Source organism: uncultured Roseobacter sp., from assembly GCF_947492555.1.
Lineage (GTDB): Bacteria > Pseudomonadota > Alphaproteobacteria > Rhodobacterales > Rhodobacteraceae > Roseobacter.
Genome location: NZ_CANLNE010000003.1, coordinates 442,028 through 461,852, shown reverse-complemented (window position 1 = coordinate 461,852; position 19,825 = coordinate 442,028). Strand labels below are relative to the sequence as shown.

The following is a 19,825-nucleotide window of genomic DNA, read 5'->3' as shown; positions in this document are numbered from 1 at the left end:
AAATGACACATGCACCCTGATTGGTCAAGATAACACGCCGCCCGGTGCGTGTTACTCGGCCGCAGTCGACTGCTTCTGATAGACCGCGCCAACCTCTGCGCGGATGATCCGCGCAATCAGGTCACAGTCCTCCAGCGAGAACGTCAGGGGCACGCGCATATCCACGATCCCCGCCAATACCCGGTCGGAATCGGGCATCTGCGGTGTTTCGGCATAGCGCCAGCTGTCGTAGCGGCTGGTGAAGCCCAAAGGCTCGGGCGCGCCAAACCACTTCAGCTCCACCCCGCGCGCGGCGCAGCGTGCCAGAACCCTGCGGACGTCATCCCCTGCCCAGTCGAGCAGCAGGAACTGGATCGACGACCCGACAATCGTCTCCTCTTCGGGTCGGTCGATGACGGTCAGCCCCGGCGTGCCGCGCAGCCCAGCTTCGAGCCGGTGATACCGATCATTCCACCGGGCGCATTGTGTCGCCAGATCTGCCACCTGCGGACGCAGGATTGCGGCGCGCAGATTGTCCATCCGGCCCGAGATGTTCGGCGTCTCATAACGGATGGTCTCAAAGGCCTCTTTTGGCGGTGCCGCCAGATGCCGTTCATAGAGCATGTAGGAGCCCGAGAGCATCACCGCGCGGGCGGCCACCTCCGGATCATCGGTGACCAGAAAGCCACCCTCGCCGGAATTGACGTGTTTATACGTCTGGCAGGAATAGCAGCCGACCAGCCCGTGCCGCCCCGAGGGAACCCCGTTCCACGCAGCGCCCATCGTATGCGCGCAATCCTCGATCACCTTGATGCCCGCGGCATCGCAGATGTCCATCAGCGCCTCCATATCGCAGATGTGACCGCGCATATGGCTGAGCAGCAGCACCTTCGCCTGTCCCGCTTTGGCCCGCAGATCATCAAGATCAATGGTCAGCGCCTCGGTCACGCCGACAAAGGCTGGCTTGGCACCGACGGCGGCAATTGCCCCCGGAACAGGCGCCAGCGTGAAGGCATTGGACAGCACCGGGTCACCGGGTTGTACGCCCAGCGCGCGCAGGGCCGTGGCCATCGCGTACCCGCCCGAGGCGACTGCCAGGCAGTACTTCGCACCGACTGCTGCGGCAAACTCCTGCTCCAGCAGGGCCGTTTCGCTGAGCTCCTCGGCGGACGTGTTATACCGGTGAAGCCGACCGTGGCGCAGTACCGCGAGAGCGGCCTCGATACCGGCTTCGGGGATGGGCTCCTGCTGGGTGAAGCTGCCCCTGAAAATCTCTGTCATCTGACACCCCTTGATTGATTGCAGCTTTGCCGATGGCCCCGGCTCCGGTCAAGCCAGCAGACGGTCAACCATCTGCGGCAGATCGGCGTAATCCGCCAGCAGGCCTTCCGGTTCCAATGCCGCCATATCGCCCCCCGCAGGACCAAAGGTGACCAGCACACAAGGCACCTGCGCCGCCCGCGCCGTGTTCCTGTCCGTATCGGAATCGCCAATGAGCACGCTACGCCCAGGGGCCCCGCCCGCCCGCCGCACCGCCTCATGTAGCGGCTCCGGGTCCGGCTTGCGCACCGACAGCGTATCGGCACCCACAAGCGAGGCAAAGGCATCCCGCACGCCCAGCTTTTGCAACAGGACATCGGCAAGACGCTCTGGTTTGTTGGTGCAGATGCCGACACCGTAGCCGCCGGATTTCAACCGCTCGACCGCCTCCATCGCCCGCGGATAGACCTGCGTGTGGACATCGATGGCGGCACCATAGGCGTCCAGCAAATGGGGATAGTAGTGATCAATTATCGGCTCCATTTCCTCGCGACCAAGACGCGTCAGCCCGGCACGCAGCATCGCCCGCCCGCCGCGCAGAGCCGTGCCCGCATCAGCGTCGGGGTCCAGCACATCGCCTTCGCCCATGGCCCGGAAACAGTGATTGGCCGCCGCAATCAGGTCGCCACTGGTATCAGCCAAAGTCCCATCCAGATCGAAAATAACAGTTTTCATGCCCGTTCTCCGCCTCATCCTTGGGCGAATGACCGCCCAGACATGTTGCAAGCCGCAACCTTCTTTGATGCCTGCGTGGCTTGCGCCGCTGCGCCAGACGGATAAACAGGGCCGAAGCAGAACACAAAGAGAAACGACATGAAAACCGCTTTGGTCATCCTCGCCGCAGGCAAAGGCACCCGGATGAACTCGGACCTGCCCAAGGTCCTCCACCCGCTCGCAGGTGCGCCGCTTTTGATCCACGCAATGCAGGCCGGGGCCAGCCTTGCACCCGAACACACGGTGGTTGTGGCCGGTCATGGCGCCGCATCGGTACGCAAGGCCGCGCAGGCGCATGATGAAACCGCCCTGGTGGCGGAACAGACAGATCAATTTGGCACGGCCCATGCGGCCGGACAGGCCGCCCCGCTTTTGAAGGACTTTGACGGTACCGTGATCGTGCTCTTCGGCGACACGCCTTTCGTCCAGCCGGAAACGCTGGAGACGATGATTGCGGCCCAAGCCACGCATGATGTGGTCGTTCTGGGCTTTGAAGCCGCCGATCCTGGCCGATACGGGCGGCTGGTCGTTGAGGGTGAGACGCTGGAACGGATCGTCGAATTCAAGGACGCCGATGCGGCGGAACGTGCCATCACGCTTTGCAACAGCGGGGTCATTGCCTGCCGGTCAGAGTTGCTGTTCGATCTGATTGACGCGGTCGACAACAAGAACGCGGCGGAAGAATACTACTTGACGGATATCGTGGGCATCGCCCGGTCCCAAGGCCTCTCCGCAACCGTTGTCACCTGCGACGAAAGCGAAACGCTGGGCATCAATTCCCGCACCGAACTGGCCGCCGCCGAAGCTGCCTTTCAGGCACGCGCCCGCGCCGCCGCCTTTGAGGACGGTGTCACTCTGCCCGCGCCGGACACCGTGCATTTCGCCTTTGACACCGTGATCGGGCGCGACACGGTCATTGAGCCAAATGTCGTCTTTGGTCCCGGCGTCACCGTAGAATCCGGCGCGACCATACGGGCGTTTTCACATCTCGAAGGCTGTCACGTGGCCCGTGGTGCGGTTGTGGGGCCATATGCCCGGCTGCGCCCCGGTGCCGAGCTCAGCGAGAACGTGCGGGTCGGTAATTTCGTGGAGATCAAGAACGCGCAGATCGGCGAAGGCACCAAGGTCAATCACCTCAGCTACATCGGCGATGCCACGCTTGGTGCGCAGACGAACGTCGGTGCGGGCACGATCACCTGCAACTATGACGGCGTTCTGAAACACCGCACCGAGATCGGAGATAACGCCTTTATCGGCTCCAACACAATGCTGGTGGCCCCGGTGTCCATCGGCGACCGCGCCATGACCGGGAGCGGGTCGGTCATTACCTCGGACGTGGACGCGGACGCCCTTGCGATCGCCCGTGCGCCACAGGTCGAGAAACCGGGTATGGCGACGAAATTGTTCGATATCTTAAAGGCCAAGAAAGCCAAACTGCAAAGAGGCAGCTGAAAATGTGTGGAATTGTAGGGGTCCTGGGCAGTCATGAAGTAGCGCCCATTCTGGTGGAAGCCCTAAAACGGCTCGAATACCGCGGCTATGACAGTGCCGGGATTGCCACGGTCGAAGACGGCATTCTCGACCGGCGTCGCGCTGTCGGCAAGCTGGTTAATCTTTCGGACTTGCTGGTACATGAACCGCTGACCGGAAAGTCGGGCATTGGTCACACGCGGTGGGCGACACATGGCGCACCCACCGTCGTCAATGCGCATCCGCATCAGGCTGGCCGCGTCGCGGTGGTACACAACGGGATCATCGAGAATTTCCGCGAACTGCGGGCGGAACTGGCCGAGCATGGCGTTGAGTTCGTGACGCAAACGGACACCGAAACCATTGCGTTGATGACCGAACACTACATGACTGAAGGCTCGGACCCGGTCGAAGCAGCCAGCAAAACGCTGGATCGCCTGACCGGCGCTTTTGCCCTCGCCTTCCTGTTCTCGGGTGAGGACGACCTGATCGTGGCAGCACGGAAGGGCTCGCCGCTGGCCATCGGCCATGGCGACGGCGAGATGTTCGTGGGTTCGGATGCAATTGCGCTGGCACCGCTTACCGACCGCATCAGCTATCTTGAAGAGGGCGACCGCGCCGTCATCACACGCACAGGTGTCGAAATTCGCGACGCGCATGGCACGCTGGCCAATCGTCCTGTGAAAACCGTGCAAATCGGGGATACACGGATCGACAAGGCAGGCCACAAACACTTCATGGCCAAAGAAATTGCCGAGCAGCCGACGGTTATGGGGCAAGCGCTCGGGAACTACCTGGATGCGAACGGCGAGATTACCCTGCCCGACCCCGGTATGGATTTCTCAAAGGTGGACCGACTGACGATGGTTGCCTGTGGCACCGCCTCCTATGCCTGCCTTACGGCAAAATACTGGTTTGAGCAGATCGCGCGCTTGCCGGTTGATGTCGATGTCGCCTCCGAGTTCCGCTATCGCGAGCCGCCCGTGCCAGCGCGTACAACTGCGCTTTTTGTCAGCCAGTCGGGTGAAACCGCTGACACGCTGGCGGCTCTGCGGTATTGCGAAGGTAAAGCAGACCGCATCGTCTCTGTGGTCAACGTGCCGGAAAGCTCCATCGCGCGGGAAAGTGATCTGGTGCTGCCGATCCATGCGGGGGTCGAGGTCGGCGTCGCTTCCACCAAGGCTTTCAGCTGCCAGCTTGCGGTGTTGCTCATTCTGGCGCTCAAAGCTGCGCGGGATCGCGGTGAAATCGACGCCGAAACACTGGCCGATCACCTGTCGGCCCTGCGCGGCATGCCCAGCATGCTCTCGACCGCGTTGGAAGCGAACAAAGCAATGCAAAAGGCCGCGCTCAAAATAGCCGAAGCACGTGATGTACTGTTTCTGGGACGGGGCATGATGTTCCCGCTGGCCCTTGAGGGCGCACTTAAACTAAAGGAAATCAGCTACATACACGCGGAGGCTTATGCTTCGGGCGAACTCAAACACGGCCCCATCGCCCTTGTCGACAAATATGTGCCTGTCGTTGTAATGGCACCCCGCGACGCGCTGTTCGACAAGACCGTCAGCAACATGCAGGAGGTCATCGCCCGCAAGGGCCGCGTGATCCTGGTCTCCGACAGGCAGGGGATCGAGGAGGCTGGCGAAGGCACCTTTGCCACCATCGAACTGCCCACGGTGCCTGATATCATGACGCCGATCCTCTATGCGATCCCGGCGCAGCTGCTGGCCTATCACACCGCTGTGGCCAAGGGCACGGATGTGGACCAGCCCCGCAACCTTGCCAAATCCGTCACGGTGGAATGACCCATGGCCAAGCAATTTGATGCGCTGAGCGATGCGCTGACCCGTTTTGTCGAAGATCAGCACATGTTTTTCGTGGGCTCCGCCGCGCCGGAGGGTCGGGTCAATATTTCGCCCAAGGGCATGGACAGCCTGCGGGTGCTGGGTCCTAACCGCATCGTCTGGCGCAACCTCACAGGCTCCGGGAACGAAACCGCCGGGCATCTGGCCCGGATCAACCGGATGACCCTGATGTGGTGCGGGTTCGAGGCCAGGCCGATGATCCTGCGCTGTTACGGCAGCGCAACGACCCTGCACCCGCGGGACGCGGAATTTGACGCGCTGAACGCGCTCTTCCCGGGCTCGCAGGGCGCGCGGCAAATTTATGATGTTGCGGTGGATCTGGTGCAGACCAGCTGCGGCTATGCCGTACCCTTTATGGAGTACAAGGGCGAGCGTGACGTGCTCGAAAAATGGACCGAGGATCGCGGAGCCGAGGGGATTTCCGAGTATTGGGAAACGCGCAACCAGACCACCATTGACGGCGCGCCCACGCATATTCTGGCGCAGGGCAGCGACTGAGGTTACGAGCTGACGTCCACGGTGACGAGATCGGCAAGGCTGACCTCCAGCGCCCGCATCGCAGAGAGGGAGATGCGGCTGCCGGCGGTTGCAGGCCCGTCGATGGGGATCAGCGTGACGGCGACGGATTTGCCGGTTGCTGGATTTCTCACCCGTCCGGCCGATTGAGCGCTTACAAGGGGCGTCTTCAACCAAAATCCGGGCTCGGATGGGCTGCCGAGAGAGGCCACGGTTTGCCCCAAAGCCCTGCCCGCCCCACGTGAGCGGGTGGCGGCCACGCGCTCCTGTGCGGTCGACTGGTCCAACGCTTCGGCTGTCCGTGCGGAACCGGTCGGAATGGCCTGCGTCTGTGCAGGCGCAGAGACGGCGGGTTCTTCCAACAGATCACCACCCCCCAAAGCCAGGTTAATCTGGTTCAGCTGCGCACAGGCCGACAGGCTCAGCACGACGGCAAGGGCAGTCAGACGAAATGAAAGGATGCGGGACATGCTCTCTCTAAACCATAGCCGCCATTCAGCATCAATGGCGTTAACCTCTTGCTGCGCCTGCCCGGGAGGATTACCTATAAAGATATGACAGCTCCATTGATTGATCCCTTTGCCCGCGCCATCACCTACCTTCGGGTGTCCGTCACCGACCGGTGTGACTTCCGATGTGTCTACTGCATGTCCGAGAACATGACCTTTTTGCCGAAAAAGGAATTGCTGACGCTGGAAGAACTTGATCGCCTGTGCTCGACCTTCGTTGGGCTCGGCGTGGAAAAGCTGCGGATCACCGGGGGGGAGCCTTTGGTGCGCAAGGGCATTCTGACTTTCTTCCAGGGCATGTCACGACATCTGGAGGCGGGCACGCTAAAAGAGCTGACGCTGACGACCAACGGCAGTCAGCTGGAGCGCTTTGCCACCGACCTCTATGCGGCGGGTGTCCGCCGGGTAAATGTCTCGCTCGATACGCTGGATGAGACGAAGTTTGCAGAGATCACCCGCTGGGGCCGCCTGCCGCAGGTGCTGCGCGGGATCGATGCGGCCCAGGCCGCCGGGTTGCGGGTGAAACTGAACGCAGTCGCCCTGAAAGGGTTCAACGAGGACGAGTTGCCCTATATCACTGAATGGTGCGCCGAACGCGATATTGACCTGACGTGGATTGAGGTCATGCCCATGGGAGATATCGGCAACGAGGACCGGCTGGGGCAATACTGGTCACTGAAAGACGTCCGGGCGCGCTATGCGGAACACTACACCGTGACCGATCTGGCGGAACGCACCGGCGGGCCCGCGCGCTACGTGCGGCTGGAAGAGACCGGGCAGAAGATCGGCTTCATCACCCCGCTCAGCCATAATTTCTGCGAAAGCTGCAACCGGGTGCGGGTGACCTGCACCGGCGAGATTTTCATGTGCCTCGGACAGGAAGACGCCGCCGACCTGCGCGCGCCCCTGCGTGCCCATCCTGATGACGACAGCCCGCTGGAAGACGCGATCCGCGCGGCGATTGCCCTCAAGCCCAAGGGGCATGACTTCGACTATTCGCGCCAGCGGCTGGATGGGCAGATGCCACGCCACATGAGCCATACAGGCGGCTGAATACGTCCATGCGCGCGCCGCCGCTCTTTCATCTTTACGTGGCGGCGACGGTGCTGCTTGCCCCCTTTGCAGCCTGGGCTGAAATCCGCAAGCTGCGCCGGCAAGGCGTTTCCGCTCTGCGGGCTCATGAGAAAATGGGGCATGCCAGCCAGCCCCGCTCGGGCAGTGGCCCGCTGATCTGGTTTCACGCGGCCTCCGTTGGCGAAAGCCTGTCGGTGCTGGCTCTGATCACCCGGATGGGCGAACTGTTGCCGCGCGCACATTTCCTGATCACCTCGGGTACGCCAACCTCCGCGAAACTGGTGGCCGACCGTATGCCCCCCCGCACCGTACACCAGTTCGCGCCGCTGGATGCCAAGGGGCCGCTGAGCCGGTTTCTGGGACACTGGCGCCCGGATGCCGCGGTTTTTGTGGAAAGCGAGCTCTGGCCCCGCATGCTGCGGATGACGCACGAGCGCGGCACCCCCATGGCGTTGGTGAACGCGCGGCTCAGCGCCAAATCCCGCGCGGCCTGGGCACGCCGCCCGGAGTTGGCCGCCTATATCCTTCAGGTCTTTGACCTGATCCTGACGCAGAATGACGAAATGGCGCAGGCGATGGTGGATATGCATGCGCCTGTGGACCGGGTCGCGCGCGGCATCAACCTCAAATCTCTCTCTGCCCCGCTGCCCACCGATCCGGCGGTGCTGGCGCAGGCACGCGCCGCCCTCAAGGGAAGGCCCGTTTGGGTTGCCGCCTCTACACACCCCGGGGAAGAGCAGATCGTTCTGGCGGCGCACAAGACCTTGCTGGCGGATCATCCCGATCTGATGCTGATCCTCGTGCCCCGCCATCCCGATCGCAGTAACGCGGTGATCGACCTGATCCGGCAAAGCGACCTCAGCTTTGCGGTGCGCTCACAGGGTGCCTGGCCCCGCGCAGGCGAAGCTGTCTATCTTGCCGACACGCTGGGGGAGCTGGGCAATTGGTACGCCCTGACGGATACGGCATTTCTGGGTGGCTCGCTGCTGCCCATCGGTGGGCACAACCCTTTCGAAGTCGTCGAGGCCGGGGCCGCGGTGTTCACCGGCCCACATGTGACCAACTTTGCAGAAACCTTTGCCGATATGGAAGCGGCAGGGGCGGCGAAAACCGTTCCTGACGCCCATGCGTTGGCGCAAGGTGTCGATACCCTGTTAAGGGATCATGCCGCCCGCACAGATGCCTTGCAGGCCGCAGCAACCATTGTAAAAGGCAAATCCGAGGCGCTTGGCAGTATCGCAGCCCGCCTTGTCCACATGCTCAAGCTGGAGGATGACGCCAGATGACGCCGCCTGCCCCGCTGCCCTTGCGCGACATCGAGGTGATTGCCCCGAATTTCAAACGCCGTCATTCCGGCGTGACATCGACGGTGATCCGTCTGGTGCCCTTGCAGGCGCAGGATATCGCGATCACCGCCTCGGCGCCCGATCTGCCGCCTGAAGTGCCCAACATCGCCCCCGCCCGCCTGCTGTCGCTGCCCCGGTCCGGACCTTCCGGCGCGCGGGTCTGGCACGCCCGCCGGAACGTGGAAATGCTCGCGGGGCTGGCGTTGAAATACCTTGCGGGCAAACGTCTCAAACTTCTTTTCACCTCAGCTGCACAGCGGCGTCACACCGGGTTCACGCGCTGGCTTATCCGGCAGATGGACGATGTGATTGCCACCTCTTCCAAATCCGCCGGCTACCTCGAACGCGAGGCGACGGTCATCCGGCACGGCGTGGATTGTGAACAATTCGCCCCCGTGGCGGACCGTGCCGCCCTGCGCCGGTCACTGGATCTGCCGGAAGACGGGCCGCTGATCGGTTGTTTCGGGCGTATCCGGCACCAAAAGGGCAATGACCTTTTTGTCACCGCGATGGTGGAGGTCTTCAAAAGCCATCCGCAAGGCAAGGCGTTGATCATGGGCCGCGCCACGGCAGAGCATCAGGATTTCCTCAAAGCCCTCAAGGAGGAGGTCGCGACTGCCGGTCTGACGGACCGCATCCTCTTCCGGGACGAAGTGCCGATTGCCGACCTTTCAAAGCATTTTCAAGCGCTTGACCTCTATGTCGCCCCGCAACGCTGGGAAGGGTTCGGCCTGACCCCGCTTGAGGCCATGTCCTGCGGCGCACCTGCTGTCGCCACCAGGGTCGGCGCCTTCGAGGAACTGATCATCGAAGGCGAAACCGGCTATCTGGTCGACATCGAAGACGCCGCCGCCATTGCCGAGCGCGTCAGTCGTATGCTGTCCGATCCCCAAGCACTGGATACCATGTCGAAGGCAGCGCGGCAGAACGTGCTGGACCATTTCCGGATCGAACAGGAAGCCGCCGCCATTATCGCGATGTATCGCGCCCTGCTCGCCGCCTGACGCACCGGCCAGGCCGTTGGCGTTTAGCCTGCGGCAGGCAGACGCTGTTCCACGATTTCCGCCCACCAGCTGCAGCCAGCCGGGATGGCGTCGTCGTTGAAGTTGTATTCCGGGTGATGCACCGCCGCGCTGTCGCCATTGCCCACCAGAATATAGGCGCCGGGGCGCTCTTCAAGCATGAAGGCAAAGTCCTCGCCGCCCATGACCAGCGGCGCGTCTTCGCACGCCCCGGCGACCGATGCTGCGACGGCGGCCGCAAATTCCGTCTGCTCGGGGTGGTTGACCATCACCGGATAGTTGCGCGTGTAGTCCACCTGCACCTGAGCTCCGAAACTCTCGGCCACACCTTTGGCGATTTTTTTCAGGCGCATCTCTGCAAGGTCGCGCATCTCATCCGACAACGTGCGCACGGTACCCTTGAGCGTCACACGCTGCGGAATGACGTTGAAGGCCTTGGAAGAGGTCTCGAAAGAGGTGACCGAAACGACAATCTGGTCCACTGGATCGGCATTGCGGCTGGCAATGGTTTGTGCGGCAATGACAATGTGGCTGGCCACCACGGTCGTGTCGATGGTCTCATGCGGTTTCGCCGCGTGCCCGCCAAGGCCCTCAACCTCGATCTCGAAGATATCCGTGGCCGCGAAGAAGGCACCGGGACGAATGGCAAAACTACCCATCGGGCGGCCCGGCCAGTTGTGCATGCCATAGACTTCCTGAATACCAAACCGCGCCATCATGCCATCGTCGCACATCTCGCGCCCACCGCCGCCGCCCTCTTCGGCTGGCTGAAAGATCACAACGGCGGTACCATCAAAGTTACGCGTCTCAGCCAGGTATTTCGCGGCCCCCAGCAACATCGCGGTGTGCCCATCGTGCCCGCAGGCATGCATGGCTCCGGGGGTTTTGGAGGCGTATTCCACACCTGTCTGTTCCAGAATGGGCAACGCATCCATGTCCGCGCGCAACCCGATGACCTTGCCCGAAGTGTCCGATTTTCCCTTGATCACCCCGACAACACCCGTGCGCCCGATCCCGGGCACCACCTCGTCGCAGCCGAATGCGGCGAGCTTTTCCGCAACCAGCGCCGAGGTGCGATGGGTGTCAAAGAGCAGTTCCGGATGTGCATGCAGATCGCGGCGCCATTCGGTGATTTCATCGTGCAATTCGGCAAAGCGGTTTTTCACGGGCATCGGATGTCTCTCCTTGAGGTGGCATGGGCCGTTCGGGCTGATGTCGCTGTCGAATATTGATCTGAAACGGACACGACTGCGTTGTTCTGCACCGGGAACTCTGAACGATTCTGGCCCCTTGCAGCTATCTTAATCCTCTGCCCGGCGGCTTCAACCCGAAGCCGAACACGCGTGCGTCAGCAGCGTTACAGCGCCGGTCCGAGCACCATCGGCGTGCCATCGGTGAAGCGGTCCAACCGGAACCGGGTCAGATCATGACCCGGCGGATTGCCCATCACGATGTCTGCCAGAATACGGCCCATCGCAGGTCCGATGCCAAAGCCATGACCGCTCATCCCGGTGCCCAGCGTCAGGCCGGGCAGCGCGCAGACACGGTCCACGACGGGCACGACATCGGGCATCGTATCGATCATCCCCGCCCAGGCGTGCGAGATATCGAAGTGAGGGAGCTGCGGAAAAAGCATCGCGAATTTGCGTTTCAGATCGCGGACCTTCGCGGTGTTTGGTTGGGGGTTCAGCACCCGCTGTTTCTCGAAAGGGCTTGGCGCATCACCGGACCAGCGGCGCGCTGTGCCCCAGGCATCCGGATACCCTTTGGGCGCTATCGGCAGGAAACGGGTGCCAAAAGGATCGGCCCGCAATTGGGTGAGGAATTTCGGCAGGGCGCGCAAAGCGTCCCACCCGAGGAACAGCTCGTGAAACCCGCCAGGGGCCAGGGTGTAGCCGCCATCCGCGCGGTGACGGAAGGCAATCCGGTTATCCGCCACACCGCCCGTTGCCACTGCGGGCAGTTCGGTCGTTTTTGCAACCGTCGCCCGCACAGAGAGCTGTGGCAGGGCGACGCCGTGGTTGCGCAGGAAGAGCGATGACCAGGCGCCCCCCGCCAGAACCACCTCCGACGTGGCGATGCGTCCGGCTTCGGTGACAACGCCTGCCACACGCCCCGCCGCCAGATCAAGGCACCGCACAGCGCAACCCTCGCGAATCTGCGCGCCCGCCCGCGCGGCAAGTTCCGCGAGCGCCGGTACGGCGACCCATGGTTCTGCGCGCATGTCAGAGGCCGTGTACAGGGCACCTGCGTAGGATTTACCGGTGCCGGGCAGCAGTGCGCGGGTCTCGGCGGCGGTCAGCAGGCGTGTGTCGACGCCCTGCGCCTGCGCAACCGGCAGCCAGTCGGCGTAGCGCGCCATCTGCGCGTCATTGTCGGCAAGATAGGTGACGCCGCCCTCAGTCAGACCGATGTCCCGGTTGGTCTGCGTGGCGAGGTTGCGCCAGTGCTGATTGGCCTCCACCATGATGGGAAGCTCGTCGGGGTCGCGGCCCTGTTGACGAATCCAGCCCCAGTTGCGGCTGGATTGCTCTCCGGCGATCCGGCCTTTTTCGAGCAGGACAACCGATTGCCCGGCACGCGCCAGAAAAAGCGCCGTGCAGACACCAATGACACCGCCGCCGATCACCACCACGTCTGCCTCTGCGGGCAGCGGGTCAGTGAAACGAACAGATGTCTGTTCAGAGATCGGAAAGGGCGTCACCGCAGACTGTCCCCATCGCGCGATCCGGGTGGCCTGAAGCCCACCCTACCTGCCGGACGTAAGGGGAGCGGTCCGGAACTCCTGTAGATCATTGCCGCAGGCGGTCGACGAGACGCTGCATAAAGCCGTGTCCTGCCTCAAAGTCCACCACCGAGATGAACTCATTGGGCTGGTGCGCCTGTGCAATGTCACCCGGACCGCAGATCACCGCCGAATACCCGGCCTCCTGAAACTGTCCGGCCTCAGTGCCATAGCTGACCACGTTGCTGGCGTTGTCGCCGGTGACGCCGCGGACGAGATTTTCTGCCGCACCATCCTGTTCCGGTTGCAAGGCGGGCACGTCAAAACGCGGCGAAATTGTGATCCGTGTGTCCGGGACAATCGCCTGCATCTCGGCTTCGACCTCGGCCACGCGTGCACGGTAGCGGGCTTCCCATGCGCTCTTGTCCTCACCCGGCACCACGCGGAAATCCATGGCAAAGTGGCAATCCTTGGCCGTGATGTTATGCGCGGTGCCGCCCGAAATCTGCCCCACATGCAGCGTGGTGAAGGGCGGATCGAACATCGCTGCCAGATCATCGGGCTCTGCCGCCTGATTGATGGCGTTCATCTGGTTGGCCCAGTCGATCAGTTTCGCGCCGAACATGATGGCGTTCACACCGCGATCCAGCAACGAACTATGCACTTCAAACCCCTGCACATGGGTGTCAAAGCCCGTCCCACCCTTGTGACCGGAGACCACGCGCATGGACGACGGTTCGCCCACGATCACCGACGCGCCCTTGGGCAGCACCGGCTGCATCGCCGCAATCATCGGCGGCGCCCCGGTGCAGCCGATCTCTTCATCAAAGCTCAGGGCAATCTGCAAAGGGCGTTTGACACCCGCGTGATGCGCCTCGACCATGGCCCAGAGCGCCAGCGCATCAAAGCCCTTCATGTCGCAGGTGCCGCGCCCGAAATAGCGACCATCCTTTTGCACGACATCAAAGGGGTCAGTGTCCCAGGGCTGGCCGTCCACCGGCACCACGTCCGTGTGACCGGAGAGCACAACGGCGCCCTCTTCCCAAGGGCCGACATGGGCAAAGAGCGCGGCCTTGGGCTCATCAGGATCGGTGTAGCGGTGGGCGGAAATGCCATGGTCTGCCAGATAGTTTTCGACCCAGTCGATCAGGGGCAGATTACTGTCCCGGCTGACGGTGGGAAAGCGGACCAGCTGTGTCATCAGCTCCAGCGGGCTCAGTCTTTCAGTCATAAAGGCGACGTCCGCTCAGGCCTTCCGGGGCATCCTGCCCTTCGCGCAGCTTGTTTTCGGTCCGCACCAGAGTCGCGTCGCGTTTGTAGCCGCCCCAATCGCCTTGCAGAACGAAATGGCCGGGCTCAACTTCATCATATCGCGATGGTTCGGGCACGTAGTCGGCGGGATGGATGGGGGACGGGATCGGTTTGAAATTCAGGTCCCGCTCATCCTTGCGCTGGCGCGGATCGGCGATGGGCACGGCCTTCATCAGCGCCTGCGTATAGGCATGTTGCGGATTTTCGAACACCCGCGCGCGCGGTCCCAGCTCCACGATCCGGCCCAGGTACATGACGCCCACCTGATGGCTCACCCGTTCCACCACCGCCATATCGTGGCTGATGAAAAGGAAGGACAGGCCAAGCTCCGCCTGCAATTCCAGCATCAGGTTCAGCACCTGCGCCTGCACGGAGACATCGAGCGCAGACACTGCCTCATCGGCGATGATCAACTTGGGGTTCAACGCCAGGGCGCGCGCGATGGCCACGCGTTGGCGTTGGCCGCCCGAAAGCTCATGCGGGAACCGGCGCATGAAGCTGCGCGGCAGTTCCACCCGGTCAAAGAGCATCGCCACGCGGTCCTGCACCTCCTGCCCTTTGAGCGTGCCGAAATTGTGGATCGGTTCGGCCACCTGATCGCTCAACTGCATCTGCGGGTTCAGCGACGCAAAGGGATCCTGAAAGATCATCTGCATATCAAGCCGCGCCTTGCGCAGCTGCGTCTGGTCCAGCGCCATGACATCGACGCCATCAAGATTGATCTCGCCCGAGAGCGGATCGACCAGTCGCAAAATCGACCGTCCCGCCGTCGACTTGCCACAGCCGCTTTCCCCTACAAGGCTGAGGGTCTGCCCCCTGTTCAGCGTAAAGGACAGATCCTCGACAGCGTGCACATTCGCAACCGTGCGGCGAAAGAAACCGCCCTTGACCGGGAAGCGCGTGGTCAGGTTCCTGACGCTCAGCAGAACCTCATCCGTGCCCTTGATCGGCTTGATCTCGTCGCCTTGTGTCCCGAGCAGCTTCATCGGTTCGGGATAGGCCTTGCCGCGCATCTCGCCCAGTTTCGGCACCGCGGCCAGCAACGCCTTTGTGTAGGGATGCTGCGGGTTCTCGAAAATCTCGGCGACCGGCCCTTCCTCGACCTTGTTGCCACGGAACATGACCACCACGCGGTCGGCCATCTGCGCCACCACGGCCATGTCGTGGGTGATGAACATCACCGCCGTGCCGGTCTCCCGCTTGAGTCGGTCCATCAAGGCCAGGATCTCCGCCTGAATGGTCACGTCGAGCGCGGTGGTAGGCTCATCCGCGATCAGCAGTCGCGGCTTGCAGGCCAGCGCCATGGCGATCACGACCCGCTGACGCATGCCACCTGAAAGCTCGTGTGGATATTGGTCGAGCCGTCGTTCGGGTTCCGGGATACGCACCTCGCGCAGCAGCTCCAGCGCCCGTTCGCGGGCTTCGGATTTGCCCATCTTCTTGTGCAAACGCAGCCCTTCGGTCAGCTGTCGCCCGACCGTGAACACCGGGTTCAGCGCGGTCATCGGCTCCTGAAAGATCATACCGATTTCGTTGCCGCGAATGGAGCGCATCATCTCCGGATCAGTTTTGGCGAGATCAACATCATCCGTGCCGGGCCGGTCAAACAGCAGCTGCCCGCCGGTGATCTCGCCGCCGCCGAACTCCACTAATCGCATCAGCGACAACGAAGATACAGACTTGCCCGAGCCGCTTTCGCCAACCACACAAACGGTCTCGCCGGGATTGATGTCGAAAGAGACATCCTCCACGCCCACCACGGGACCATCCTTGGTCTGAAATTCAACACGCAACCCCTTGAGCTGCGCGATTGGCTGCAGCCTAGCGCTCTGTTGATCCTGATCCAGCATTGCCGCCCCTATTGTCGTTGTTGCAGGACGCTAAAGCCATCCAGCGGGCGGTGTCAAACCCGTCCGCGGCAGTTGCCACAAAGTCATCCATCACAAGGGTTGCTTTTTCCACAAAAGATGCTTCGATGGTCACATGCATCCGGGGTTCGGCTCAAAAATTGCGTCTTTCCGCAACGTTAGGCCAGTGCAGGCGCACTGCTCCCGGTCAGCACCGCTGCGCGCATGTAAAAAAACGAGGCGTGCAAAGGCATTCACGTGTCCAACATGGAGTATAAAATGAAAATCAGAACCCTATTGATGGGGGCAATCGCAACAACCGCTTTCGCACCTGCTGTCTATGCAGATGGTCACGAAGGCGAGCGTGGCAGAGACGGTCAGGTCAGCATTCTTTACTGGCAGGCCCCGTCGATCATGACGCCTTACCTGTCCGGCGGCACCAAGGATCTCGAAGCCGCGTCGCTTGTGATCGAACCCCTCGCGCGCTACGATGAAAACGGCACGCTGACCCCTTGGCTGGTTGACGAAATCCCGACGGTTGAGAATGGCGGTGTCAGCTCTGACCTCAAGTCCATCACATGGAAGCTGACCGAAGGCCTGATCTGGTCCGACGGCAGCCCCGTCACCTCTGCGGATATTGCGTTCACCGCCGAGTACTGCATGCACCCCGAAGGCGGTTGCGCCTATGCGGGCAAGTTCGACGGCGTTGACAATGTCGAGGTGATCGATGATCTGACGGTCAAGGTCAATTTCGTCGACGCCAAGCCAAACCCTTACGGGCCGTTCACCGGCGGCACCTCGCCAATCATTCAAAAAGCGCAATTCGCGGATTGTCTCGGCGCCAAGGCGCCAGAGTGCACCGAGGCGAACTTCAATCCGGTTGGGACAGGACCCTTCGTGGTCACGGATTTCCGCCCCAATGACGTGATCCAGCTGGAAGCGAACCCCAATTTCCGCGACCCCAACAAACCGGCTTTTGCCAGCGTGACCCTAAAGGGCGGCGGTGATGCCACAGCCGCCGGCCGCGCGGTCCTGGAGACCGGCGAATTCGACTATGCGTGGAACCTGCAACTGGCGCCCGACGTGTTGGCGAAAATGGCCGAAGCCGGTAAGGGGGAACCGATCTCGGCCTTTGGCACATTGGTGGAACGTCTGGAAATGAACCTGACGAACCCGTCGCCGGATCTGCCCGAAGGTGAACGCTCCACTGTCGCGCATCCGCACCCGTTCCTGTCGGATTTCAAAGTGCGCAAAGCGCTGTCCATGGCCATTGACCGCGAATTGCTGGTCGAGATCGGATATGGTCAGGCGGGTCGCCCGACCTGTAATCTGGTCCCTGCCCCGGCGCTCTACGCCTCGGACAACACCGAATGCCTGACGCAGGATCTCGACGGCGCCCGCGCGCTGCTGGACGAAGCCGGATGGGTGGACAGTGACGGTGATGGTGTCCGCGACAAGGATGGCGTTAAGCTGTCGATCCTCTACCAGACCTCGACCAATGCCGTGCGTCAGGATTTCCAGGCGCTGATCAAGGACTGGTGGAACCAGATCGGCATCGAAACCGAACTGCGCAACATCGACGCCTCGGTCTTCTTCGGCGGTGATCCCGGCAGCCCGGACACGTTCCAGAAGTTCTATGCGGACGTTGAAATGTACGCCAATAACTTCGACGGCACCGATCCGCAGTCTTACCTGTCCGGCTATCGCTGCGGGTTCGAGCCCAAACCGTCGAGCCAGTGGCAGGGTGAGAACATCAACCGCTTCTGCAACGAGGAGTACGATGCGCTGCTCGATGAGCTGGCCCGCACCGGCGAACTCGACAAGCGCGGCGAGATCGGCAAACGTCTGAACGATATCATCACCAAGGAAACCATGACAATCGTGCCATTGGTGGACCGTGGCCGGGTATCGGCACGCTCCAACTCTCTGGGTGGCGTGATCCTGAACACATGGGATTCCGAGCTTTGGAATGTCGCTGACTGGTACCGCATCGGCAACTGATGAGAAATGTGGCGGGGCGCATTAATTCTTGCGCCCCGTCCCCCAGATACCTATTGCGGCCTTGATCAAAAGCCGTCTGTTTCCAGACAATAACAAGACTGACGCATAAAGGCGTAGCGCATGCTGACATACACCATCCGACGGCTGGTTCTGTCGATCCCGACTTTGCTGTTCATCAGCGTCGTGATCTTCCTGCTGTTGCAACTGGCCCCGGGCGACCCGATGGCCCAGGTGCCTCTTACAGTTCCCCCCGATGTGAAACAAAAGATGCGCGATGCCCTTGGGCTTGGTGCGCCAATCCACGTGCAATACTGGAAGTGGCTGGTCCAGTTCTTCTGGATTGAGCCGCAGGTGCTGATCGACCACTGGTTCGGCACCGGGCTGGCCGAGGGCAAGCTGCGCGTGATCTCCTGGCAGACCCGCTCGCCCGTGATGGACATCGTGGTCCAGCGCATGCCGCAGACGCTCTGGGTCGTGGGCATGTCCTACGTGGTGGGCATCCTGATCGCCCTGCCCATTGGCATTTACTCCGCCTACAAGCAGTATTCGCTCTTCGATCAGGCGGGTACCTTCGTGTCGATGATCGGCTTCTCGATCCCGCCCTTCTTCTCCGGCGTGCTGGTCATTGTCATCTTTTCGGTCAATCTCGGCTGGTTCCCGTCGATCTATGACACCACCCATGTGGTCACCGACTGGGCCAGCTTCAAAATTCAGCTGCAGCAGATGGTCATGCCCGTCATGGTGCTCGCCCTGCAGACCACCGCCCAGATCAGCCGCTTCATGCGCGCCTCCATGCTCGACAACCTCAACCAGGACTATGTGCGCACCGCCCGCGCCAAGGGCCTCAAGGAAAGCGTTGTGGTATTGGTCCACGTGCTGCGCAACTCGATGATCCCAATCATCACCGTGATCGCCCTCGGCATCCCCTCCATCTTCGGGGGCGCCATCATCACCGAGACGCTCTTCAAGGTGAACGGCATCGGGCAACTGTTGCTTACGGCCCTTTTTGCCAATGACCTGCCGATGGTGATGACGCTGACCTTCATCTTCGCCATCCTCATCGTGCTCTTCAACCTGATCGCGGACGTGCTCTACGGCATTCTGGATCCGAGGATTCGCTATGACTGATCAAAATGTGAATGCCGCAGCCGCCGAAATCGAGATGTACGGCGCCCTCAAGGACAAGGAACCGCCCAAGGAACCCCGCAGCCAGTGGCGCGACGTCTGGGACCAGTTCCGCAGGCACAAGGGCGCGCTGATCGGGGGCGGTTTCCTGCTGTTCATCACGCTGGCTGTTCTGGTTGGCCCCCTGATCTGGACGGTCGACGCCAAACAGCTGGACATCCGCAACAAGGACATGCGCCCGCTCTACACCCTGCTCTGGGACGGGGATGCGCGCACCAGCTGGGCCAAGCCGCTGGGCTCCGATAACCTCGGCCGCGACATCCTCGCGACGCTGATCGCGGGCGGACGCGCCTCCATGGCCGTGGGCTGGACCGCGATGATCCTCGCGCTGTTCATCGGCACGGCGGTGGGCGTCTCTGCCGGGTACTTCAGGCGGCTAGACGGACCGCTCATGCGCCTGACGGATCTGTTTCTTTCCCTGCCCATCCTGCCGCTCCTGCTGGTCGCCGTGACCCTATTCCGCCAACCGCTCAGGGCCAGCTTCGGACCTGAAACAGGCATGTTCATCCTGATCGTTGGCGTCATCGGCATCACCTCCTGGATGCAGACCGCCCGCATCGTACGCGGCGAGGTCCTTGCCCTGAAGGAACGCGAGTTCATCCTCGCTGCCCGCTCCATCGGCACCACGCCTTTCGCCATCATAAGGCGGCACCTGCTGCCCAATGTGGTCTCGCCGATCATGGTCTCGGCCACGCTGGGCCTTGCCACAGCGATCATCACCGAAAGCGCATTGAGCTTCCTTGGTGTGGGCTTCCCTTCGGACTTCCCGACCTGGGGCAAGCTGCTGTCGGACGCGGTGCCGCGCATGGAGGAATTCCCCGAACGTGTGATGTTGCCCGGCATTCTGATCTCACTGACGGTGCTCTCGGTGAACTATCTCGGTGACGGGCTGAGGGATGCCTTGGACCCCCGGATCCGCGGTCGGTAGACCGCGGATCCGC

17 protein-coding genes are annotated in these 19,825 nt (G+C 62.1%); 9 read left to right on the top strand and 8 right to left on the bottom strand.

The annotated features are described in order from the left end of the window. Positions 1–51: 51 nt before the first annotated feature. Both Q1A07_RS15330 and Q1A07_RS15325 read right to left on the bottom strand, forming a co-directional pair. On the bottom strand, positions 52–1,260 hold the full coding sequence (locus Q1A07_RS15330; RefSeq protein ID WP_299782843.1) for an aminotransferase class I/II-fold pyridoxal phosphate-dependent enzyme: 1,209 nt from the start codon (positions 1,258–1,260) through the stop codon (positions 52–54). A gap of 48 nt (positions 1,261–1,308) precedes the next feature. Next, positions 1,309–1,974 carry an HAD-IA family hydrolase gene (locus tag Q1A07_RS15325; RefSeq protein ID WP_299782841.1) on the bottom strand — a complete coding sequence of 222 codons (666 nt, stop codon included), beginning with the start codon at positions 1,972–1,974 and terminating at the stop codon, positions 1,309–1,311. A gap of 138 nt (positions 1,975–2,112) precedes the next feature. Here Q1A07_RS15325 and glmU point away from each other — a divergent pair, with 138 nt between their 5' ends. From glmU to Q1A07_RS15310, 3 genes are read left to right on the top strand one after another with little or no spacing between them, the layout of a single operon-like run. Next, complete coding sequence (gene glmU, locus Q1A07_RS15320) at positions 2,113–3,465, top strand: bifunctional UDP-N-acetylglucosamine diphosphorylase/glucosamine-1-phosphate N-acetyltransferase GlmU (RefSeq protein ID WP_299782839.1); 1,353 nt, start codon at positions 2,113–2,115, stop codon at positions 3,463–3,465. Between the two features lie 2 nt (positions 3,466–3,467). Continuing rightward, the gene (gene glmS / locus Q1A07_RS15315) at positions 3,468–5,288 is read left to right on the top strand and encodes a glutamine--fructose-6-phosphate transaminase (isomerizing) (protein ID WP_299782836.1); all 1,821 of its coding nucleotides are present in this window, start codon (positions 3,468–3,470) and stop codon (positions 5,286–5,288) included. 3 nt (positions 5,289–5,291) lie between these two features. Further along, positions 5,292–5,846 (top strand): pyridoxamine 5'-phosphate oxidase family protein, encoded by a 555-nt coding sequence (locus Q1A07_RS15310; protein WP_299782834.1) that lies wholly within the window; start codon positions 5,292–5,294, stop codon positions 5,844–5,846. 2 nt (positions 5,847–5,848) lie between these two features. Here Q1A07_RS15310 and Q1A07_RS15305 read toward each other — a convergent pair whose 3' ends face one another. Continuing rightward, on the bottom strand, positions 5,849–6,334 hold the full coding sequence (locus Q1A07_RS15305; protein ID WP_299782832.1) for a hypothetical protein: 486 nt from the start codon (positions 6,332–6,334) through the stop codon (positions 5,849–5,851). Positions 6,335–6,418: 84 nt separating this feature from the next. Between Q1A07_RS15305 and moaA the strand changes: the two genes are divergently transcribed. Genes moaA through Q1A07_RS15290 form a run of 3 tightly spaced genes read left to right on the top strand, consistent with a single transcriptional unit; the run spans position 6,419 to position 9,797 of the window. Further along, positions 6,419–7,426: a GTP 3',8-cyclase MoaA gene (gene moaA / locus Q1A07_RS15300; RefSeq protein ID WP_299782829.1), complete on the top strand. Its 1,008-nt coding sequence runs from the start codon at positions 6,419–6,421 to the stop codon at positions 7,424–7,426. Between the two features lie 8 nt (positions 7,427–7,434). Then, positions 7,435–8,733, top strand: coding sequence for a 3-deoxy-D-manno-octulosonic acid transferase (locus tag Q1A07_RS15295; RefSeq protein ID WP_299782827.1), 1,299 nt, complete (start codon positions 7,435–7,437; stop codon positions 8,731–8,733). Then, positions 8,730–9,797, top strand: a complete 1,068-nt coding sequence (locus tag Q1A07_RS15290; RefSeq protein WP_299782825.1) for a glycosyltransferase family 4 protein — start codon at positions 8,730–8,732, stop codon at positions 9,795–9,797. Before Q1A07_RS15295 ends, Q1A07_RS15290 begins: the two co-directional genes overlap by 4 nt. Positions 9,798–9,820: 23 nt before the next feature. Here the strand turns inward: Q1A07_RS15290 and Q1A07_RS15285 are convergent, their stop codons facing one another. The 5 genes from Q1A07_RS15285 to Q1A07_RS15265 all read right to left on the bottom strand — a co-directional run bounded on the left by Q1A07_RS15285 (position 9,821) and on the right by Q1A07_RS15265 (position 15,834). Next, the gene (locus Q1A07_RS15285) at positions 9,821–10,987 is read right to left on the bottom strand and encodes a M20 aminoacylase family protein (protein WP_299782823.1); all 1,167 of its coding nucleotides are present in this window, start codon (positions 10,985–10,987) and stop codon (positions 9,821–9,823) included. A 185-nt stretch (positions 10,988–11,172) separates the two neighbouring features. Further along, on the bottom strand, positions 11,173–12,519 hold the full coding sequence (locus tag Q1A07_RS15280) for an FAD-binding oxidoreductase (RefSeq protein WP_299782821.1): 1,347 nt from the start codon (positions 12,517–12,519) through the stop codon (positions 11,173–11,175). An 88-nt stretch (positions 12,520–12,607) separates the two neighbouring features. Then, on the bottom strand, positions 12,608–13,771 hold the full coding sequence (argE, locus tag Q1A07_RS15275) for an acetylornithine deacetylase (RefSeq protein ID WP_299782820.1): 1,164 nt from the start codon (positions 13,769–13,771) through the stop codon (positions 12,608–12,610). Continuing rightward, positions 13,764–15,701 carry an ABC transporter ATP-binding protein gene (locus tag Q1A07_RS15270; RefSeq protein ID WP_299782819.1) on the bottom strand — a complete coding sequence of 646 codons (1,938 nt, stop codon included), beginning with the start codon at positions 15,699–15,701 and terminating at the stop codon, positions 13,764–13,766. The genes argE and Q1A07_RS15270 overlap by 8 nt, the downstream gene beginning before the upstream one ends. Next, the gene (locus tag Q1A07_RS15265) at positions 15,673–15,834 is read right to left on the bottom strand and encodes a hypothetical protein (RefSeq protein WP_299782818.1); all 162 of its coding nucleotides are present in this window, start codon (positions 15,832–15,834) and stop codon (positions 15,673–15,675) included. Before Q1A07_RS15265 ends, Q1A07_RS15270 begins: the two co-directional genes overlap by 29 nt. Before the next feature lie 143 nt (positions 15,835–15,977). Here Q1A07_RS15265 and Q1A07_RS15260 point away from each other — a divergent pair, with 143 nt between their 5' ends. The 3 genes from Q1A07_RS15260 to Q1A07_RS15250 all read left to right on the top strand — a co-directional run bounded on the left by Q1A07_RS15260 (position 15,978) and on the right by Q1A07_RS15250 (position 19,812). Next, positions 15,978–17,699 carry a peptide ABC transporter substrate-binding protein gene (locus tag Q1A07_RS15260; RefSeq protein ID WP_299782817.1) on the top strand — a complete coding sequence of 574 codons (1,722 nt, stop codon included), beginning with the start codon at positions 15,978–15,980 and terminating at the stop codon, positions 17,697–17,699. A gap of 120 nt (positions 17,700–17,819) precedes the next feature. Further along, the gene (locus tag Q1A07_RS15255; protein ID WP_299782816.1) at positions 17,820–18,827 is read left to right on the top strand and encodes an ABC transporter permease; all 1,008 of its coding nucleotides are present in this window, start codon (positions 17,820–17,822) and stop codon (positions 18,825–18,827) included. Beyond that, positions 18,820–19,812 carry an ABC transporter permease gene (locus Q1A07_RS15250; protein WP_299782814.1) on the top strand — a complete coding sequence of 331 codons (993 nt, stop codon included), beginning with the start codon at positions 18,820–18,822 and terminating at the stop codon, positions 19,810–19,812. The genes Q1A07_RS15255 and Q1A07_RS15250 overlap by 8 nt, the downstream gene beginning before the upstream one ends. The last annotated feature ends 13 nt before the right edge of the window (positions 19,813–19,825 follow it).